Source organism: Salmonella sp. SSDFZ69, from assembly GCF_004010755.1.
Classification (GTDB): Bacteria; Pseudomonadota; Gammaproteobacteria; order Enterobacterales; family Enterobacteriaceae; genus Salmonella; species Salmonella enterica.
This window is the reverse complement of the sequence record NZ_CP034831.1, coordinates 4,103,662-4,122,070: the sequence shown is the minus strand read 5'-3', so window position 1 is coordinate 4,122,070 and position 18,409 is coordinate 4,103,662. Positions and strand designations below refer to the sequence as shown.

Sequence of the window (18,409 nt, the reverse complement as noted above, 5' to 3'; positions counted from 1 at the left end):
CGGGATGATTTATCGCATCAAAAATGCCGTAATAGCAGCCTTAATCCTGCTGTGCGCGCAGGCGGGCGCCGCCAGTCTCTCTGATATTCAGGTGTCCAACGGCGAGCAGCAGGCGCGCATTACGCTGAGTTTTATCGGCGAGCCGGAATATGCTTACTCACAGGACGGTAAACGGACCGTGGCGCTGGATATCAGGCAGACCGGCGTGATTCAGGGGCTGCCGCTTCAGTTTAGCGGTAACAATCTGGTAAAAACGATCCGTGCCGGAACGCCGAAAGATGCGCAATCTTTACGGTTGCTTGTCGATCTGACGGAAAATGGTAAAACCGAGGCTGTGAAGCGGCAAAACGGCGGCAACTATACGGTCATTTTCACCATTAATGCCGATGTTCCGCCGCCACCACCACCGCCTGTCGTCGCGAAACGGGTTGAAAGCGCGCCCCGCCCGACGGAGCCTGCCCGTAATCCGTTTAAATCTTCTGATGATCGCCTGACCGGCGTAACCAGCAGCAATACCGTTACGCGGCCTGCGGCGCGCGCGTCGGCAGGCGCTGGCGATAAAGTGGTGATTGCTATTGATGCCGGACATGGAGGCCAGGACCCCGGCGCGATAGGCCCGGGCGGTACGCGCGAGAAAAATGTCACCATCGCTATCGCGCGTAAGTTACGCACATTACTGAATAACGATCCGATGTTTAAAGGCGTGCTGACGCGTGACGGCGACTATTTTATTTCGGTGATGGGGCGGTCTGACGTGGCGCGTAAGCAAAACGCCAACTTCCTTGTCTCTATTCATGCGGATGCCGCGCCAAATCGCGATGCCACCGGCGCCTCCGTCTGGGTATTGTCCAATCGTCGCGCGAACAGCGAAATGGCAAACTGGCTTGAGCAGCATGAGAAGCAATCCGAACTGTTAGGCGGCGCTGGCGATGTGCTGGCAAACAGTCAGTCAGACCCTTACCTGAGCCAGGCGGTACTGGATTTGCAATTCGGTCATTCGCAGCGGGTAGGGTATGATGTGGCGACGAACGTACTAAGCCAACTCGACGGCGTGGGGTCGCTGCATAAACGTCGCCCGGAACACGCGAGCCTGGGCGTGTTGCGTTCGCCGGATATCCCGTCCATTTTGGTGGAGACGGGCTTTATCAGTAATCACGGCGAAGAGCGATTGCTGGCGAGCGACCGCTATCAGCAGCAGATTGCTGACGCTATATACCGGGGGTTGCGTAAGTACTTTGCAGCGCATCCGATCCAGTCTGCGCCGCAGGGCGGCCCAGGCCAGACGGCCAGTACCAACCAGCCTGGCGCCATAACCGCCGCGAATTAAGGAGATTTCATGCCGATTCAGGTTCTGCCGCCGCAGCTTGCGAACCAAATCGCCGCTGGCGAAGTGGTGGAACGCCCTGCGTCGGTTGTTAAAGAGCTGGTAGAGAATAGTCTGGATGCAGGCGCCACCCGCGTTGATATCGACATCGAGCGTGGCGGCGCGAAGCTTATTCGTATTCGCGACAATGGCTGCGGCATTAAAAAAGAGGAGCTGGCGCTGGCGCTGGCCCGTCATGCCACCAGTAAAATCGCCTCGCTTGACGATCTGGAAGCGATTATCAGTCTGGGATTTCGCGGCGAAGCGCTGGCCAGTATCAGTTCGGTCTCGCGTTTGACGCTAACGTCGCGCACGGCGGAGCAGGCGGAAGCCTGGCAGGCGTATGCGGAAGGGCGCGACATGGACGTGACGGTAAAACCCGCCGCGCACCCGGTCGGCACCACCCTGGAAGTTCTGGATCTCTTTTATAATACGCCCGCCCGGCGTAAATTCATGCGTACCGAAAAAACGGAATTTAATCACATCGATGAGATCATCCGTCGTATTGCATTGGCCCGTTTTGACGTCACGCTTAACCTGTCGCACAACGGCAAATTGGTACGGCAGTATCGCGCTGTCGCAAAGGACGGGCAAAAAGAGCGCCGGTTAGGCGCCATCTGCGGCACGCCGTTTCTCGAACAGGCACTGGCGATCGAGTGGCAGCATGGCGATCTGACCCTGCGCGGCTGGGTCGCCGATCCGAATCACACCACCACGGCGTTAACGGAGATCCAGTACTGCTATGTGAATGGCCGCATGATGCGCGACCGCTTGATCAATCATGCCATTCGCCAGGCCTGTGAAGATAAACTGGGCGCGGACCAACAGCCTGCGTTTGTGTTGTATCTGGAGATTGACCCGCATCAGGTGGATGTCAATGTTCATCCCGCCAAGCACGAAGTGCGTTTTCATCAATCCCGGCTGGTGCACGACTTCATCTATCAAGGGGTGCTGAGCGTTCTGCAACAGCAGACGGAAACGACGCTGCCGCTGGAGGATATTGCGCCAGCGCCGCGGCATGTCCCGGAAAACCGTATCGCCGCCGGGCGCAACCATTTTGCTGTACCCGCCGAGCCAACTGCGGCGCGCGAGCCCGCGACACCGCGTTATTCCGGCGGCACATCGGGCGGTAACGGCGGGCGTCAGTCCGCAGGTGGTTGGCCGCACGCGCAGCCAGGTTATCAGAAGCAGCAGGGCGAGGTTTATCGCACGCTTTTACAGACGCCGGCGACGAGCCCCGCGCCGGAGCCGGTTGCGCCTGCGCTTGACGGACATAGCCAGAGTTTTGGTCGCGTACTGACGATAGTCGGCGGTGACTGCGCGTTGCTGGAACACGCGGGGACTATCCAGCTCTTGTCGCTGCCGGTTGCGGAGCGTTGGCTGCGTCAGGCGCAGCTTACACCGGGTCAAAGTCCGGTTTGCGCGCAGCCGTTGCTGATTCCGCTGCGTTTAAAAGTGAGCGCCGATGAAAAAGCCGCGCTGCAAAAAGCCCAATCTTTGTTGGGAGAATTGGGTATTGAATTTCAGTCAGATGCGCAGCATGTGACCATTCGGGCGGTGCCTTTACCCTTACGACAACAAAATTTACAAATCTTGATTCCTGAACTGATAGGCTACCTGGCGCAACAGACCACATTTGCAACGGTCAATATTGCACAATGGATAGCGCGTAATGTGCAGAGTGAACATCCGCAGTGGTCGATGGCGCAGGCCATATCGCTGCTGGCGGATGTTGAGCGGCTATGTCCGCAGCTGGTAAAAGCGCCGCCGGGTGGCCTGTTACAACCTGTTGATTTACATTCGGCGATGAACGCCCTGAAGCATGAATGATGTAAGCAAGGCGAGCCTGCCTAAGGCGATATTTTTGATGGGGCCGACGGCCTCCGGCAAAACGGCGCTGGCGATAGAACTGCGTAAAGTTTTGCCAGTAGAGTTGATAAGCGTTGATTCCGCCCTCATTTATCGGGGAATGGATATTGGCACGGCTAAGCCGAATGCCGATGAGCTGAAAGCGGCGCCGCATCGACTGCTGGATATACGCGACCCGTCGCAGGCGTATTCGGCGGCGGATTTTCGCCGCGACGCGTTAGAGCAAATGGCGGAGATCACCGCTGCGGGGCGTATCCCGCTGTTAGTGGGCGGTACCATGCTGTATTTTAAGGCATTGCTGGAAGGGTTATCGCCGCTGCCTTCAGCAGATCCGGAAGTCAGATCCCGGATAGAGCAGCAAGCAGCGGAGCTTGGATGGGAGGCGTTGCATCAGCAACTTCAGGAGATAGATCCGGTTGCCGCCGCGCGAATTCATCCAAATGATCCGCAAAGACTTTCCCGGGCACTGGAAGTTTTTTTCATTTCGGGTAAAACTTTAACGGAGCTAACGCAAACGTCAGGAGACGCGCTACCGTACCAGGTGCATCAGTTCGCTATCGCCCCGGCGAGCCGTGAACTGCTCCATCAGCGCATTGAACTGCGTTTTCATCAGATGTTGGCTTCAGGTTTTGAAGCAGAAGTCCGGGCGCTTTTTGCCCGAGGAGATTTGCATACGGACTTGCCTTCCATCCGTTGTGTGGGATACCGCCAGATGTGGTCATACATTGAGGGCGAAATCTCATATGATGAAATGGTTTATAGAGGTGTTTGCGCCACGAGACAGTTGGCGAAGCGCCAGATGACCTGGTTGCGCGGTTGGGAAGGGGTGCGCTGGCTTGACAGTGAGAATCCCGATCGGGCGCGAAAAGAAGTATTACAGGTTGTTGGTGCTATCGCAGACTGAATGTGTACAATTGAGACGTATCGTGCGCAATTTTTCAGAATCGAAAGGTTCAAAGTACAAATAAGCATATAAGGAAAAGAGAATGGCTAAGGGGCAATCTTTACAAGATCCGTTCCTGAACGCATTGCGTCGGGAACGTGTTCCAGTTTCTATTTATTTGGTGAATGGTATTAAGCTGCAAGGTCAAATCGAGTCCTTTGATCAGTTCGTGATCCTGTTGAAAAACACGGTCAGCCAGATGGTTTATAAGCACGCGATTTCTACTGTTGTCCCGTCTCGCCCGGTTTCCCATCACAGCAACAATGCCGGTGGCGGCGCCAGCAATAACTACCATCACGGTAGCAACGCGCAGGGTTCTACTGCGCAACAGGACAGCGAAGAGACTGAATAAGTTCACGCGCTGTTTATCCATGTCGGGGGCGTCGGATAATCGCCCCCACTGGTTATTAAGAGGGTTTACGCTTGTTTGACCGTTATGATGCCGGTGAGCAGGCGGTACTGGTACACATCTATTTTTCGCAAGACAAAGATATGGAAGACCTCCAGGAGTTTGAATCTCTGGTCTCTTCCGCCGGTGTCGAAGCAATGCAGGTGATTACCGGTAGCCGTAAAGCACCGCACCCGAAGTACTTTGTAGGTGAAGGTAAGGCAGTTGAAATTGCGGAAGCCGTGAAAGCGACTGGCGCAGCGGTCGTATTGTTTGATCATGCATTGAGTCCAGCCCAGGAGCGAAACCTGGAGCGTTTGTGCGAGTGCCGGGTTATCGATCGCACCGGTCTTATCTTAGATATTTTTGCCCAACGTGCGCGTACCCATGAAGGTAAGTTGCAGGTTGAGCTGGCGCAGCTACGCCATCTGGCTACGCGTCTGGTGCGTGGCTGGACCCACCTTGAACGTCAGAAAGGCGGGATTGGTTTGCGCGGTCCGGGTGAAACCCAGCTCGAAACCGACCGTCGTTTACTGCGTAATCGCATTGTGCAGATTCAGTCGCGCCTGGAGAAAGTTGAGAAGCAACGTGAGCAGGGGCGGCAGTCGCGCATCAAGGCCGATGTTCCGACGGTATCGCTGGTGGGCTATACCAACGCCGGAAAATCCACCCTTTTTAATCAGATCACTGAAGCGCGGGTCTATGCGGCAGATCAGCTATTTGCGACGCTGGACCCGACCTTACGTCGTATTGATGTAGCGGATGTCGGTGAAACCGTTCTGGCGGATACGGTAGGCTTTATCCGCCATTTACCGCACGATCTGGTGGCTGCCTTTAAAGCTACCCTGCAGGAGACGCGTCAGGCGACGCTGCTGCTGCATGTGGTCGATGCGGCGGATGTTCGTGTGCAGGAAAACATCGAGGCGGTAAACACCGTTCTTGAAGAGATTGATGCTCACGAAATCCCCACCTTAATGGTGATGAACAAAATCGATATGCTGGACGACTTTGAACCGCGTATCGACAGAGATGAAGAGAATAAACCCATCCGCGTTTGGCTTTCAGCGCAAAGCGGCGTGGGGATACCACAGCTTTTTCAGGCTTTGACGGAGCGTCTTTCCGGCGAGGTGGCGCAGCATACGCTGCGTTTGCCGCCGCAGGAAGGGCGTCTGAGAAGTCGGTTTTATCAGCTTCAGGCAATAGAAAAAGAGTGGATGGAGGAAGACGGTAGCGTCAGTCTGCAGGTACGAATGCCGATTGTCGACTGGCGTCGCCTCTGTAAACAAGAACCGGCGTTGATCGAATACGTGATCTAGACGCGAAGTCATTCAGGTCGTATTGAAGCGGTAGCTGAGAGAATTTCAGGAGCTCACAACGAAGTGACCTGGGGTAAAAAAGCCGCCACTCAGGACGTAGCCTGAAAGATGATGTCTGTAACGGCGGTTCGTCTGAAGCATGGAGTAATTTCGCCTTATCCTCTGAGGTCGAAAGACAACGGGGATCACCGCATAACAAATATGGAGCACAAACATGGCGTGGAATCAGCCCGGTAATAACGGACAGGACCGCGACCCGTGGGGAAGCAGCAAACCTGGCAGCAACTCTGGGGGAAATGGAAACAAAGGTGGCCGCGATCAGGGACCTCCCGATCTGGATGATATCTTCCGTAAGCTGAGTAAAAAACTCGGTGGTTTTGGGGGCGGTAAAGGCACCGGTTCCGGCGGCGGTAGCTCATCGCAAGGCCCGCGTCCGCAACTGGGAGGCCGTATTGTCGCCATCGCCGCGGCGGCAGTAGTCATTATCTGGGCGGCCAGTGGTTTTTATACCATTAAAGAAGCCGAGCGCGGCGTTGTGACGCGTTTTGGTAAATTCAGCCATCTGGTAGAGCCAGGTCTGAACTGGAAGCCGACATTTATTGACGACGTTACGCCGGTGAACGTCGAAGCGGTGCGCGAACTGGCGGCGTCAGGCGTGATGCTGACGTCTGATGAAAACGTCGTGCGCGTTGAAATGAACGTGCAATACCGCGTCACCGATCCGCAGAAATATCTGTTTAGCGTGACCAGCCCGGACGATAGCCTGCGTCAGGCCACCGACAGCGCGCTGCGTGGCGTCATTGGTAAATACACGATGGATCGCATCCTGACCGAAGGCCGTACCGTTATTCGTAGCGATACCCAACGCGAGTTGGAAGAGACTATCAAACCGTACAACATGGGGATTACCCTGCTGGACGTGAACTTCCAGGCTGCGCGTCCGCCGGAAGAGGTGAAAGCCGCCTTTGACGACGCGATTGCCGCACGTGAAAACGAGCAGCAGTACATTCGTGAAGCGGAAGCGTATACCAACGAAGTTCAGCCGCGCGCCAACGGTCAGGCGCAGCGTATTCTGGAAGAGGCACGCGCCTATAAAACCCAGACTATCCTGGAAGCGCAGGGTGAAGTCGCCCGGTTTGCGAAGATTTTGCCGGAATATAAAGCCGCGCCGCAGATTACACGCGAGCGTCTGTATATTGAAACGATGGAAAAAGTGCTGAGCCATACCCGTAAAGTACTGGTTAACGACAAGAGCGGTAATTTAATGGTGCTGCCGTTAGATCAGATGCTGAAAGGCGGGAATGCGCCGGCGGCAAAGAGCGACAATAGCGCCAGCAACCTGCTGCGCCTGCCGCCGTCCACAAAGTCTAACGCCAGCGGAGCAAGTAACACGTCGTCCTCAAATCAGGGCGATATTATGGACCAACGCCGCGCGAATGCGCAGCGTAACGACTACCAGCGTCAGGGGGAATAACGATGCGTAAGTCAGTTATTGCGATTATCATCATCGTGCTGGTAGTGCTCTACATGTCCGTCTTTGTGGTCAAAGAGGGCGAGCGCGGCATTACGCTGCGTTTTGGTAAAGTTCTGCGTGACGATGAGAACAAACCGCTGGTTTACGCGCCGGGTCTGCACTTTAAGATCCCGTTTATTGAATCAGTGAAAATGCTTGATGCGCGTATCCAGACGATGGATAACCAGGCCGATCGCTTTGTGACTAAAGAGAAGAAAGACCTGATTGTCGACTCCTACATCAAATGGCGTATCAGCGACTTTAGCCGTTACTATCTGGCGACCGGCGGCGGCGATATTTCGCAAGCCGAAGTGCTGTTAAAACGTAAATTCTCGGACCGTTTGCGTTCTGAGATTGGTCGCCTGGACGTAAAAGACATCGTGACCGATTCTCGTGGTCGCCTGACTCTGGAAGTGCGCGACGCGCTGAACTCCGGTTCAGCCGGCACTGATGATGAAGTGGCGACCCCGGCGGCGGATGACGCGATTGCCGAAGCGGCGGAACGCGTCACGGCGGAAACCAAAGGTAAAGTACCGGTCATCAACCCGAACAGTATGGCGGCGTTGGGTATCGAAGTGGTCGATGTGCGTATTAAGCAGATCAACCTGCCGACCGAGGTTTCTGAGGCGATTTACAACCGTATGCGCGCCGAGCGTGAAGCGGTCGCGCGTCGTCATCGCTCACAAGGTCAGGAAGAAGCGGAAAAACTGCGTGCGGCTGCTGACTATGAGGTGACGAAAACTCTGGCGGAAGCCGAGCGTCAGGGGCGTATCATGCGTGGTGAAGGTGATGCTGAAGCCGCGAAGCTGTTTGCCGACGCGTTCAGCCAGGACCCTGATTTCTACGCGTTCATTCGTAGTCTGCGCGCTTACGAGAAGAGCTTCGAAGGTAATCAGGACGTGATGGTACTGAGCCCGGACAGTGATTTCTTCCGCTACATGAAGACACCGAGTTCGACGACACGCTAAAATAGCGTCAGCGGTTTTAGACCAGCAAAACCACCGCATCCAAAGGATGCCGGTGGTTTTCTTTTATAAGGGCGATAAATGAATTCAACAATCTGGTTGGCGCTTGCTCTGGTATTAGTCCTCGAAGGGCTGGGACCGATGCTGTATCCCGGCGCATGGAAAAAAATGGTTTCGGCACTGGCGCAACTGCCGGAAAATGTTTTACGTCGTTTTGGCGGCGGACTTGTGGTCGCGGGAGTTGTGGTCTACTACATGTTGAGGAAAACGATTGGCTGAGCAAAAAGTGGTCGGATTTGCCGCAGATTGAGTGCAAAAAGTGCTGTATATCTGAAAAAGCGATGGTAGAATCCATTTTTAAGCAAACGGTGATTTTGAAAAATGGGTAACAACGTCGTCGTACTGGGCACCCAATGGGGTGACGAAGGTAAAGGAAAGATCGTCGATCTTCTGACTGAACGGGCTAAATATGTTGTACGCTACCAGGGCGGTCACAACGCAGGCCATACTCTCGTAATCAACGGTGAAAAAACCGTTCTCCATCTTATTCCATCAGGTATTCTTCGCGAGAATGTAACCAGCATCATCGGTAACGGTGTTGTGCTGTCTCCGGCCGCGCTGATGAAAGAGATGAAAGAACTGGAAGACCGTGGCATCCCCGTTCGTGAGCGTCTGCTGCTGTCTGAAGCCTGTCCGCTGATCCTTGATTATCACGTTGCGCTGGATAACGCGCGTGAGAAAGCGCGTGGCGCGAAAGCGATCGGCACCACCGGTCGTGGAATCGGGCCTGCTTATGAAGATAAAGTGGCACGTCGCGGTCTGCGTGTTGGTGACCTTTTCGACAAAGAAACCTTCGCTGAAAAACTGAAAGAAGTGATGGAATATCACAACTTCCAGTTGGTTAACTACTACAAAGCTGAAGCGGTTGATTACCAGAAAGTTCTGGATGATACGATGGCTGTTGCCGACATCCTGACTTCTATGGTTGTTGACGTTTCGGACCTGCTCGACCAGGCGCGTCAGCGTGGCGATTTCGTCATGTTTGAAGGTGCGCAGGGTACTCTGCTGGATATCGACCACGGTACTTATCCGTACGTAACTTCTTCTAACACCACTGCAGGTGGCGTGGCGACCGGTTCCGGCCTGGGCCCGCGTTATGTTGATTACGTTCTGGGTATCCTCAAAGCTTACTCCACTCGTGTAGGTGCAGGTCCGTTCCCGACTGAGCTGTTTGATGAAACCGGCGAGTTCCTCTGCAAGCAGGGTAACGAATACGGCGCTACTACCGGCCGTCGTCGTCGTACCGGCTGGCTGGACACCGTTGCCGTTCGTCGTGCGGTACAGCTGAACTCCCTGTCTGGCTTCTGCCTGACCAAACTGGACGTGCTGGATGGCCTGAAAGAGGTGAAACTCTGCGTGGCTTACCGTATGCCGGATGGTCGCGAAGTGACTACCACTCCGCTGGCAGCTGACGACTGGAAAGGTGTAGAGCCGATTTACGAAACTATGCCGGGCTGGTCTGAATCCACCTTCGGCGTGAAAGATCGTAGCGGTCTGCCGCAGGCGGCACTGAACTACATCAAGCGTATTGAAGAACTGACCGGCGTGCCGATTGATATTATTTCTACCGGCCCCGATCGTACTGAGACGATGATTCTGCGCGATCCGTTCGACGCGTAATTGATGGATGATGCCCGGTAACGCTACGCTTACCGGGTCTATGATGAGTACGCATTTGTTGGCCGGATAAGATGCTTTGCATCATCCTTCGGCTCAAATGCGTCATTGTTCCCCGCTTTTTTCCTTCCTGAACCGAAATAAATTAGCAGCCTGACAGGTGGCTGGTTTATCATCAATACAGATAAGTTATATCCCGTTTTCCCTTTTCCTGAGGTTGATGTGCAGTTAACGAGTTTCACCGATTACGGCTTACGTGCGCTAATCTATATGGCGTCGTTACCAGATGGACGAATGACCAGCATTTCTGAGGTGACAGAAGTCTACGGCGTGTCCCGTAATCATATGGTCAAAATTATCAATCAGCTTAGCCGGGCGGGCTTTGTCACCGCCGTTCGGGGAAAAAATGGCGGTATCCGCCTGGGTAAACCGGCTAATACTATTTGTATTGGCGATGTGGTGCGTGAGCTGGAACCCTTATCACTGGTCAACTGTAGCAGCGAATTTTGCCACATCACCCCTGCCTGTCGTCTGAAACAGGCGCTTTCTAAGGCCGTGCAGAGTTTTCTCAAGGAGCTGGATAACTACACGCTTGCCGATTTGGTTGAAGAGAATCAACCGCTTTATAAATTATTACTGGTGGAGTGAAGTAAACTTCATTAGAGATGACAATGGAGGAACCTCAATGTCACAAGATCCTTTCCAGGAACGCGAAGCAGAAAAATACGCGAATCCTATCCCGAGCCGGGAATTTATCCTCGAACATTTAACGAAACGTGAAAAACCGGCCAGTCGCGAAGAACTGGCCGTAGAACTGAATATTGAAGGCGAAGAGCAGCTTGAAGCCTTGCGTCGCCGCCTGCGCGCGATGGAGCGCGACGGACAACTGGTCTTTACCCGCCGCCAGTGCTATGCGCTGCCGGAACGCCTCGACCTGCTGAAAGGCACCGTGATCGGTCATCGTGACGGTTACGGTTTCTTACGTGTCGAAGGCCGCAAAGACGATCTGTATCTTTCCAGCGAGCAGATGAAAACCTGTATTCATGGCGATCAGGTGCTGGCGCAGCCGCTGGGCGCCGATCGTAAAGGTCGCCGCGAAGCGCGTATCGTCCGTGTACTGGTACCGAAAACCAGTCAGATAGTCGGGCGTTATTTCACCGATGCGGGCGTCGGCTTTGTGGTGCCGGACGACAGCCGCCTAAGCTTCGACATTCTTATCCCGCCAGAAGACGTCATGGGCGCGCGGATGGGGTTCGTGGTCGTGGTTGAACTGACCCAACGTCCAACTCGCCGTACTAAAGCGGTAGGGAAAATCGTCGAAGTGCTGGGCGACAATATGGGCACCGGTATGGCGGTTGATATGGCGCTGCGTACCCATGAAATACCTTACATCTGGCCGCAGGCGGTAGAGCAGCAGGTCGCCGGGCTGAAAGAAGAGGTGCCGGAAGAGGCGAAAGCAGGTCGTGTCGATCTGCGCGATTTGCCGCTGGTCACGATTGATGGCGAAGATGCCCGTGACTTTGACGACGCGGTTTACTGTGAGAAAAAACGCGGCGGCGGCTGGCGTTTGTGGGTCGCTATTGCTGACGTGAGCTATTATGTACGGCCGCCAACGCCGTTGGATCGCGAGGCGCGCAATCGCGGCACGTCGGTTTACTTCCCGTCACAGGTTGTCCCAATGTTGCCGGAGGTGCTCTCCAACGGCCTGTGTTCGCTAAACCCGCAGGTTGACAGGCTGTGTATGGTCTGTGAAATGACCATCTCGGCGAAAGGTCGGCTGACCGGCTACAAATTCTATGAAGCGGTGATGAGCTCCCATGCGCGTCTGACCTATACCAAAGTCTGGCATATGCTGCAGGGCGATCAGGATCTGCGTGAACAATATGCGCCGCTGGTGAAGCATATTGAAGAGCTGCACAACCTCTACAAAGTGCTGGATAAAGCGCGTGAAGAGCGCGGGGGGATCTCGTTTGAGAGCGAAGAGGCGAAGTTTATCTTTAACGCCGATCGTCGCATTGAGCGTATCGAACAGACCCAGCGTAATGACGCGCATAAGCTTATCGAAGAGTGCATGATCATGGCGAATATCTCGGCGGCGCGCTTTGTCGAAAAAGCTAAAGAGCCGGCGTTATTCCGTATTCATGATAAGCCCACCACCGAAGCGATCACCTCATTCCGCTCCGTACTGGCGGAGCTGGGGTTGGAGCTGCCGGGCGGAAACAAACCGGAACCGCGCGATTATGCCGAACTGCTTGAATCGATTGCCGACCGGCCGGACGCCGAAATGCTGCAAACTATGCTGCTGCGTTCAATGAAGCAGGCGATTTACGATCCGGAAAACCGCGGGCACTTTGGCCTGGCGTTGCAGTCTTATGCGCACTTTACCTCGCCGATTCGCCGCTATCCGGATCTTTCTTTGCACCGCGCCATTAAGTACCTGCTGGCGAAAGAGCAAGGGAACAAGGGCAACACCACAGAAACGGGCGGTTATCACTACTCGATGGAAGAGATGTTGCAGCTCGGTCAGCACTGTTCGATGGCGGAACGCCGCGCTGATGAAGCGACGCGTGATGTCTCCGACTGGCTGAAATGTGACTTTATGCTGGATCAGGTAGGCAACGTCTTTAAGGGCGTGATTGTCAGCGTCACCGGTTTCGGCTTCTTTGTCCGTCTTGATGAACTGTTTATCGATGGGCTGGTACACGTTTCCTCACTGGATAACGATTACTATCGCTTCGATCAGGTAGGGCAACGTCTGATTGGCGAGTCCGGCGGACAGACATATCGCCTGGGCGACCGGGTAGAGGTACGCGTCGAAGCGGTGAATATGGACGAACGGAAAATTGACTTTAGCCTGATCTCCAGCGAGCGCGCACCGCGTAACGTCGGCAAAACGGCGCGTGAAAAAGCGAAAAAAGGTGAAAGTAAAAACGCCGGTAAACGTCGTCAGGTAGGTAAAAAAGTTAACTTCGAGCCTGATAGCGCCTTCCGCGGCGAGAAAAAAGCGAAGCCGAAAGCAGCGAAGAAAGACGCGAGAAAAGCAAAAAAGCCATCGGCTAAAACGCAGAAAATAGCCGCAGCGACCAAAGCGAAGCGTGCGGCGAAGAAAAAAGCGGCAGAGTGAGCAATACCCTCTTCAAACAGAAGAGGGTGAATTATCTGTAGGCCGGGCAAGCGTAGCGCCCCCGGCAAAACGTAAACAATGAGTACATTAATGAGCGAAATGATTTACGGCATCCACGCAGTGCAGGCCCTGCTGGAGCGCGCCCCTGAACGTTTTCAGGAAGTCTTTATTTTAAAAGGCCGTGAAGATAAACGTCTGTTGCCGCTGATTCACGCCCTTGAGTCCCAGGGCGTGGTTATCCAGCTGGCAAACCGCCAATATCTCGACGAGAAAAGCGACGGTGCCGTGCATCAGGGTATTATCGCTCGCGTGAAACCAGGCCGGCAGTATCAGGAAAACGATCTGCCGGATCTGATCGCATTACACGATCGCCCCTTTTTGTTGATCCTCGATGGCGTCACCGATCCGCATAATCTTGGCGCCTGTCTGCGCAGCGCCGATGCCGCAGGCGTACATGCGGTAATCGTGCCGAAAGACCGCTCCGCGCAACTTAACGCGACGGCGAAGAAAGTCGCCTGCGGCGCAGCAGAAAGCGTGCCATTGATCCGCGTCACCAACCTGGCGCGCACGATGCGCATGTTGCAGGAAGAGAATATCTGGATTGTCGGAACGGCGGGCGAGGCTGACCATACGCTGTATCAGAGCAAAATGCCTGGCCGCATGGCGCTGGTCATGGGCGCAGAAGGTGAAGGTATGCGTCGTCTGACCCGTGAGCACTGCGATGAGCTGATCAGCATTCCTATGGCCGGTAGCGTGTCGTCGCTGAATGTCTCTGTTGCGACCGGGATTTGTCTGTTTGAAGCCGTTCGCCAGCGAACCTGACGCTAATAGTATTTTTTAAGAAAAAACCATCCATAATCGGATGGTTTTTTTTTATCTCTGGCTGGTAATATAAAAAGAAAAACCTACCCTGTAATTTCTTTTATTTATAAAAATGAGATAGAGATAAAAATATGGCATGGACTCCACGGACGCTGGCGGATGCATTAAACAACATCGCCGAATTAGATATTGATATAGAAAATAATGAATCCTCATTAATAATAAAAATGAATGATTATGGCGATTTACCACTGGCGGTTTTATTTACCTCGCAACAAATAGTTATCGAGACTTATATCTGTCCGGTAAATACGATTAGAGATACCGCGGAATTTAATCTTTTCTTACTGAGAAATCAGAAGGTTTTACCGCTGTCTTCAGTCGGTATTACCCAGGTAAAACAGGAGGAATATTATGTCGCTTTTGGCGCGCTGTCGTTAAATTCGTCGCTTGCCGACGTGACGCTGGAAATCACCACGCTTGTAGAAAATGCGTTGGATATCGCTGAAATAACACAAGTCTATTCACAGGAATAATACAGGCGGCTTACATGGGAATTTTAAAAAGTTTGTTCACGTTAGGTAAATCATTCGTTGCTCAGGCAGAAGAAGCCATTGATGAAGCACAGGGTGTACGTATGCTGGAGCAGCATATTCGCGACGCAAAAGCCGAGCTGGATAAAGCGGGTAAATCCAGAGTGGATTTATTGGCGCGGGTGAAGTTAAGCCATGACAAGCTGAATGATTTACGTGAGCGTAAAGCCAGCCTTGAAACGCGGGCGTTGGCGGCAATGAGTAAGAATGTCGACGCCGCTTTACTCAACGAAGTGGCGGAAGAAATAGCCCGTCTGGAAAATGCCATTCTTGCCGAAGAACAGGTGCTGACTAATCTGGAAGCCTCTCGCGATGCGGTGGAGAAGGCCGTAACGGCGACAGGCCAGCGGATTGCGCAGTTTGAGCAGCAACTTGAAGTGGTTAAGGCGACAGAAGCCATGCAGCGCGCGCAGCAGGCGGTGACGACCTCGACCGTCGGAGCCGCGTCGAATGTGTCTACGGCGGCGGAGTCGCTTAAACGTTTACAAACGCGTCAGGCTGAACGCCAGGCCCGGCTGGATGCCGCCGCGCAGCTGGAAAAAGTCGCCGATGGACGCGACCTGGATGAAAAACTGGCGCAGGCGGGTATTGGCGCAACCAATAAAAGCAATGCTCAGGATGTGTTGGCGCGTTTACAGCGTCAACAAGGCGAATAATGCTCTTTACGTGGATGGTCAAAACCTGCCAGCGTCATTTGTCCAGACTGACCTGGCCCGCTTTGCTGGGCCTGTTTATCGGGCAGTATCTGCTTTGTTATCGGTAGCGCGAAAGCGCGCTACCGTGCTGAGCTTCGTCGCTTTCATACGAGACGGCACATGAATGCGCGATCTCAAATGGCATTATGCCCAACGACAATCGCATTCTGGCTGAAGAGGTCGCATGGCAAGAGATAGAGGTTCCCCTATGATGCAATTTTTTCAGCGTTTGCTCGGTAAAACAAGCGCGCCAGCGCCGATTCGCGGACCATTAGGATTACATCTTAACGCCGGTTTCACGCTGGATACGCTGGCATTCCGGCTACTGGAGTCGTCGTTGCTGGTGGCGCTACCAGGTGAAAAATACACTGTCGCGGCAGCGAGTCGTATAGATTTAGGCGGCGGCAGTCAGATTTTTCGCTACTACACCTCTGGCGATGAGTTTTTGCAAATTAACACCACTGGCGGCACGGATGTTGACGACATTGATGACATCAAACTTTTTGTATATGAGGAAAGTTTCGGTATTAACGAGGAACGTCACTGGCGTTCAGCCATTGCGCCAGCGGCAATAGGGCCGATGACGCTCAACTGGCAAGAACGGCGCTGGCAGCGTTTTTTTAACCATGAAGAGCCGGGCAATATTGAACCTGTCTACATGCTGGAAAAGGTTGAAAATCAGCAGGCAGAGAAATGGGACGTTCACAATTTTACGATGGGCTTCCAGCGCCAGGTGACGGATGACGCCTGGGAGTATCTTCTATTGAACGGGGAAGAATCATTTAACGAGCGCGGTGAGCCTGAATGGGTGTTTTCACGCGCCCTTGGCGTGGATATCCCGCTCACTTCACTGACGGTTATTGGTTAAGCACATACAGGGAAATTATGCATATACTGGACGCATTACTGGCTTTCTGCGCCTATTTTTTTATTGGCGCGGCAATGGTCATTGTATTTCTTTTTATTTACTCAAAGATAACGCCGCATAATGAATGGCAGTTGATAAAAAATAACAATACTGCGGCATCGCTGGCCTTTAGTGGTACGTTGCTGGGTTATGTCATCCCCTTATCCAGCGCGGCGATAAACTCGGTCAGTATCCCGGACTATTTTGCCTGGGGCGGCATTGCGCTGGTGATTCAACTGCTGATTTATGGTTGCGTAAGGTTATACATGCCTACGCTGAGCGAAAAAATTATTAATCACAACGTGGCGGCGGGGCTATTTATGGGAACCGCAGCGCTGGCTGGCGGTATTTTTAACGCTGCCTGTATGACATGGTAACGGAAGATCATGGCAAAAAAACGAAAATCCAGAAGCACATCCGGCGTAGGCCATTCGGCAATAAGACGGATAGCCGAACCGGTCAATCCCTTTGAGCGGCAACGAAATCGCTACACGCCAAAATACCTGACGCTGGCGATTATGGGCGGAGCGGCCTTTTTTCTCCTGAAAGGGTACGGTGACGGCAGCAATAGTGACAACGACGGCGATGGGACGTTTTACGCCACGGTGAACGACTGTATTGACGATGGCAATAGCGCCAGCGTTTGCGCTGACGGCTGGAATAATGCGAAAACAGAATTTTACGCTAATGTGCCTAAGCAATTGACGCAGGAGCGCTGTCAGTCGCAGTTTGGCGATTGCTACTTTGATATCACCGAGCGGAGCTGGGTTCCGGTATTAAGCGGCTTTTTACTCAGCCGCGCGATTCGTCAGAACCGTGATGAACAATACATCTATAGCAGCGGCGGTTCATCCTACGTCTCCCGTCCCGTCTGGCGCACCACATCCGGCGACTATGCGTGGCGCAGCGGCACAGGGAAAAGCGATACCGTGACCAGCCCTGGTTATATCACACGGAAAGCGTCCACCGTCTCCCGCGGCGGCTATGGCCGTTCTTCCAGCGCCCGCGGGCACTGGGGAGGCTAACCATGCTACGACATAACGTACCGGTACGCCGGGATCTGGATAAGATCGCATGCGATCACGGTTTTGACTTTCATGTTATCGATAACGAAATTTACTGGGATGAAAGCCGGGCCTACCGTTTTACATTACGGCAAATTGAAGAACAGATCGAAAAACCGACCGCAGAGCTTCATCAGATGTGTCTGGAGATTGTCGAGCGGGCCGTCCGGGATGAGCAGATCATGCAGCAGCTGGCGATCCCGCCATTGTACTGGGATGTTATCGCCGAAAGTTGGCGCAGTCGCGACCCTTCGCTTTACGGGCGGATGGATTTCGTCTGGTGCGGCAAAGATCCGGTTAAATTGCTGGAATACAATGCGGATACGCCGACGTCGCTCTATGAGTCCTCCTACTTTCAATGGCTATGGCTGGAGGATGCCCGTCGTAGCGGCGCCATCCCGCGTGATGCCGATCAATACAACGCGATACAGGAGCGGCTGATCGCCCGCTTCAGCGAGCTGTACAGTCGGGAACCGCTCTACTTTTGCTGTTGTGAAGATACCGACGAAGATCGCACGACGGTGCTGTACCTTCAGGATTGCGCGCAGCAGGCGGGGCAGGAAACGCGATTTATCTATATTGAAGAACTGGGGCTTGGCGTAGGCGGCGTGCTGACCGATCTGGACGATAACGTGATTCGCCGCGCCTTTAAGCTCTACCCGCTGGAGTGGATGATGCGCGACGACAACGGCCCGCTGTTGCGAAAACGGCGTGAGCAATGGATTGAGCCATTGTGGAAAAGTATTCTGAGTAACAAAGGGCTGTTGCCGTTATTGTGGCGCTTTTTCCCTGGCCATCCGAATCTGCTGCCGGCCTGGTTTGAGGGCGAAAAATCGCTCGCAGCGCCAGGTGAAAGCAGCGTGCGGAAGCCGATTTATTCACGTGAAGGCGGCAACGTCACGATTTTTGACGAGCGGCAAAATGTTATCGATCATGCCGACGGCGACTACGCTGACGAGCCGATGATTTACCAGGCGTTTCAGCCTTTGCCGCGCTTTGGCGATAGCTATACGCTGATTGGCAGTTGGATCATTGACGATGAAGCCTCCGGGATGGGGATTCGCGAGGACAATACGCTAATTACCAAAGACACTTCCCGTTTCGTCCCACATTATATTGCCGGTTAATCATACTTTTGTGATCTTGCTCCGGCGTCAATGGCGCAGTCAT

General features: G+C 53.7%; 18 protein-coding genes and 1 pseudogene. All 19 read left to right on the top strand.

Annotated features, from left to right (window positions below; translation table 11 throughout):
• The first annotated feature begins 4 nt into the window (after positions 1–4).
• The 19 genes and pseudogenes from amiB (at position 5) to EOS98_RS20365 (ending at position 18,366) form a co-directional block, all read left to right on the top strand.
• Positions 5–1,327 carry an N-acetylmuramoyl-L-alanine amidase AmiB gene (gene amiB / locus EOS98_RS20455; protein ID WP_000640354.1) on the top strand — a complete coding sequence of 441 codons (1,323 nt, stop codon included), beginning with the start codon at positions 5–7 and terminating at the stop codon, positions 1,325–1,327.
• 9 nt (positions 1,328–1,336) lie between these two features.
• Entirely contained in the window at positions 1,337–3,193 is a 1,857-nt protein-coding gene (gene mutL / locus EOS98_RS20450) for a DNA mismatch repair endonuclease MutL (RefSeq protein WP_039590039.1), read from the top strand.
• On the top strand, positions 3,186–4,136 hold the full coding sequence (miaA, locus tag EOS98_RS20445) for a tRNA (adenosine(37)-N6)-dimethylallyltransferase MiaA (RefSeq protein WP_001000737.1): 951 nt from the start codon (positions 3,186–3,188) through the stop codon (positions 4,134–4,136). Before mutL ends, miaA begins: the two co-directional genes overlap by 8 nt.
• Positions 4,137–4,218: 82 nt before the next feature.
• Positions 4,219–4,527, top strand: coding sequence for an RNA chaperone Hfq (gene hfq / locus EOS98_RS20440; protein ID WP_001051875.1), 309 nt, complete (start codon positions 4,219–4,221; stop codon positions 4,525–4,527).
• 71 nt (positions 4,528–4,598) lie between these two features.
• On the top strand, positions 4,599–5,879 hold the full coding sequence (hflX, locus tag EOS98_RS20435; protein WP_000460338.1) for a ribosome rescue GTPase HflX: 1,281 nt from the start codon (positions 4,599–4,601) through the stop codon (positions 5,877–5,879).
• A 214-nt stretch (positions 5,880–6,093) separates the two neighbouring features.
• On the top strand, positions 6,094–7,353 hold the full coding sequence (gene hflK / locus EOS98_RS20430; RefSeq protein WP_000312505.1) for an FtsH protease activity modulator HflK: 1,260 nt from the start codon (positions 6,094–6,096) through the stop codon (positions 7,351–7,353).
• A 2-nt stretch (positions 7,354–7,355) separates the two neighbouring features.
• Positions 7,356–8,360: a protease modulator HflC gene (hflC, locus tag EOS98_RS20425; protein WP_001232417.1), complete on the top strand. Its 1,005-nt coding sequence runs from the start codon at positions 7,356–7,358 to the stop codon at positions 8,358–8,360.
• Positions 8,361–8,438: 78 nt separating this feature from the next.
• Complete coding sequence (locus EOS98_RS20420; protein WP_001089290.1) at positions 8,439–8,636, top strand: DUF2065 domain-containing protein; 198 nt, start codon at positions 8,439–8,441, stop codon at positions 8,634–8,636.
• 102 nt (positions 8,637–8,738) lie between these two features.
• Positions 8,739–10,037, top strand: a complete 1,299-nt coding sequence (purA, locus tag EOS98_RS20415; RefSeq protein WP_000527960.1) for an adenylosuccinate synthase — start codon at positions 8,739–8,741, stop codon at positions 10,035–10,037.
• Positions 10,038–10,256: 219 nt separating this feature from the next.
• Complete coding sequence (gene nsrR, locus EOS98_RS20405) at positions 10,257–10,682, top strand: nitric oxide-sensing transcriptional repressor NsrR (RefSeq protein ID WP_001177632.1); 426 nt, start codon at positions 10,257–10,259, stop codon at positions 10,680–10,682.
• A 37-nt stretch (positions 10,683–10,719) separates the two neighbouring features.
• Positions 10,720–13,158, top strand: a complete 2,439-nt coding sequence (gene rnr, locus EOS98_RS20400; protein WP_126524342.1) for a ribonuclease R — start codon at positions 10,720–10,722, stop codon at positions 13,156–13,158.
• Positions 13,159–13,248: 90 nt separating this feature from the next.
• Positions 13,249–13,980 carry a 23S rRNA (guanosine(2251)-2'-O)-methyltransferase RlmB gene (rlmB, locus tag EOS98_RS20395; protein ID WP_001293274.1) on the top strand — a complete coding sequence of 244 codons (732 nt, stop codon included), beginning with the start codon at positions 13,249–13,251 and terminating at the stop codon, positions 13,978–13,980.
• Between the two features lie 131 nt (positions 13,981–14,111).
• Positions 14,112–14,516 carry a YjfI family protein gene (locus tag EOS98_RS20390; protein ID WP_000312605.1) on the top strand — a complete coding sequence of 135 codons (405 nt, stop codon included), beginning with the start codon at positions 14,112–14,114 and terminating at the stop codon, positions 14,514–14,516.
• A gap of 14 nt (positions 14,517–14,530) precedes the next feature.
• Entirely contained in the window at positions 14,531–15,229 is a 699-nt protein-coding gene (locus tag EOS98_RS20385; protein ID WP_000511981.1) for a PspA/IM30 family protein, read from the top strand.
• A pseudogene (locus EOS98_RS24950) lies at positions 15,229–15,330 on the top strand (hypothetical protein); the annotation flags it as partial. The gene EOS98_RS20385 and the pseudogene EOS98_RS24950, both read left to right, overlap by 1 nt.
• 122 nt (positions 15,331–15,452) lie before the next feature.
• Positions 15,453–16,136 carry a YjfK family protein gene (locus EOS98_RS20380; protein ID WP_000090290.1) on the top strand — a complete coding sequence of 228 codons (684 nt, stop codon included), beginning with the start codon at positions 15,453–15,455 and terminating at the stop codon, positions 16,134–16,136.
• Positions 16,137–16,153: 17 nt separating this feature from the next.
• Positions 16,154–16,552: a DUF350 domain-containing protein gene (locus tag EOS98_RS20375; RefSeq protein ID WP_000547738.1), complete on the top strand. Its 399-nt coding sequence runs from the start codon at positions 16,154–16,156 to the stop codon at positions 16,550–16,552.
• Positions 16,553–16,561: 9 nt separating this feature from the next.
• On the top strand, positions 16,562–17,200 hold the full coding sequence (locus EOS98_RS20370; protein ID WP_001085606.1) for a DUF1190 domain-containing protein: 639 nt from the start codon (positions 16,562–16,564) through the stop codon (positions 17,198–17,200).
• A 2-nt stretch (positions 17,201–17,202) separates the two neighbouring features.
• Positions 17,203–18,366 carry a glutathionylspermidine synthase family protein gene (locus tag EOS98_RS20365; RefSeq protein ID WP_000943942.1) on the top strand — a complete coding sequence of 388 codons (1,164 nt, stop codon included), beginning with the start codon at positions 17,203–17,205 and terminating at the stop codon, positions 18,364–18,366.
• Positions 18,367–18,409: the final 43 nt, after the last annotated feature.

What these genes read in the sequence shown, in the direction of transcription:
- EOS98_RS20365 (WP_000943942.1), top strand. Translation starts at nt 17,203, where the DNA reads ATGCTACGACATAACGTACCGGTACGCCGGGATCTGGATAAGATCGCA.
- EOS98_RS20420 (WP_001089290.1), top strand. Translation starts at nt 8,439, where the DNA reads ATGAATTCAACAATCTGGTTGGCGCTTGCTCTGGTATTAGTCCTCGAA.
- rlmB (WP_001293274.1), top strand. Translation starts at nt 13,249, where the DNA reads ATGAGCGAAATGATTTACGGCATCCACGCAGTGCAGGCCCTGCTGGAG.
- EOS98_RS20385 (WP_000511981.1), top strand. Translation starts at nt 14,531, where the DNA reads ATGGGAATTTTAAAAAGTTTGTTCACGTTAGGTAAATCATTCGTTGCT.
- hflC (WP_001232417.1), top strand. Translation starts at nt 7,356, where the DNA reads ATGCGTAAGTCAGTTATTGCGATTATCATCATCGTGCTGGTAGTGCTC.
- hflK (WP_000312505.1), top strand. Translation starts at nt 6,094, where the DNA reads ATGGCGTGGAATCAGCCCGGTAATAACGGACAGGACCGCGACCCGTGG.
- EOS98_RS20370 (WP_001085606.1), top strand. Translation starts at nt 16,562, where the DNA reads ATGGCAAAAAAACGAAAATCCAGAAGCACATCCGGCGTAGGCCATTCG.
- EOS98_RS20375 (WP_000547738.1), top strand. Translation starts at nt 16,154, where the DNA reads ATGCATATACTGGACGCATTACTGGCTTTCTGCGCCTATTTTTTTATT.
- rnr (WP_126524342.1), top strand. Translation starts at nt 10,720, where the DNA reads ATGTCACAAGATCCTTTCCAGGAACGCGAAGCAGAAAAATACGCGAAT.
- purA (WP_000527960.1), top strand. Translation starts at nt 8,739, where the DNA reads ATGGGTAACAACGTCGTCGTACTGGGCACCCAATGGGGTGACGAAGGT.
- amiB (WP_000640354.1), top strand. Translation starts at nt 5, where the DNA reads ATGATTTATCGCATCAAAAATGCCGTAATAGCAGCCTTAATCCTGCTG.
- EOS98_RS20390 (WP_000312605.1), top strand. Translation starts at nt 14,112, where the DNA reads ATGGCATGGACTCCACGGACGCTGGCGGATGCATTAAACAACATCGCC.
- miaA (WP_001000737.1), top strand. Translation starts at nt 3,186, where the DNA reads ATGAATGATGTAAGCAAGGCGAGCCTGCCTAAGGCGATATTTTTGATG.
- hfq (WP_001051875.1), top strand. Translation starts at nt 4,219, where the DNA reads ATGGCTAAGGGGCAATCTTTACAAGATCCGTTCCTGAACGCATTGCGT.
- mutL (WP_039590039.1), top strand. Translation starts at nt 1,337, where the DNA reads ATGCCGATTCAGGTTCTGCCGCCGCAGCTTGCGAACCAAATCGCCGCT.
- EOS98_RS20380 (WP_000090290.1), top strand. Translation starts at nt 15,453, where the DNA reads ATGGCAAGAGATAGAGGTTCCCCTATGATGCAATTTTTTCAGCGTTTG.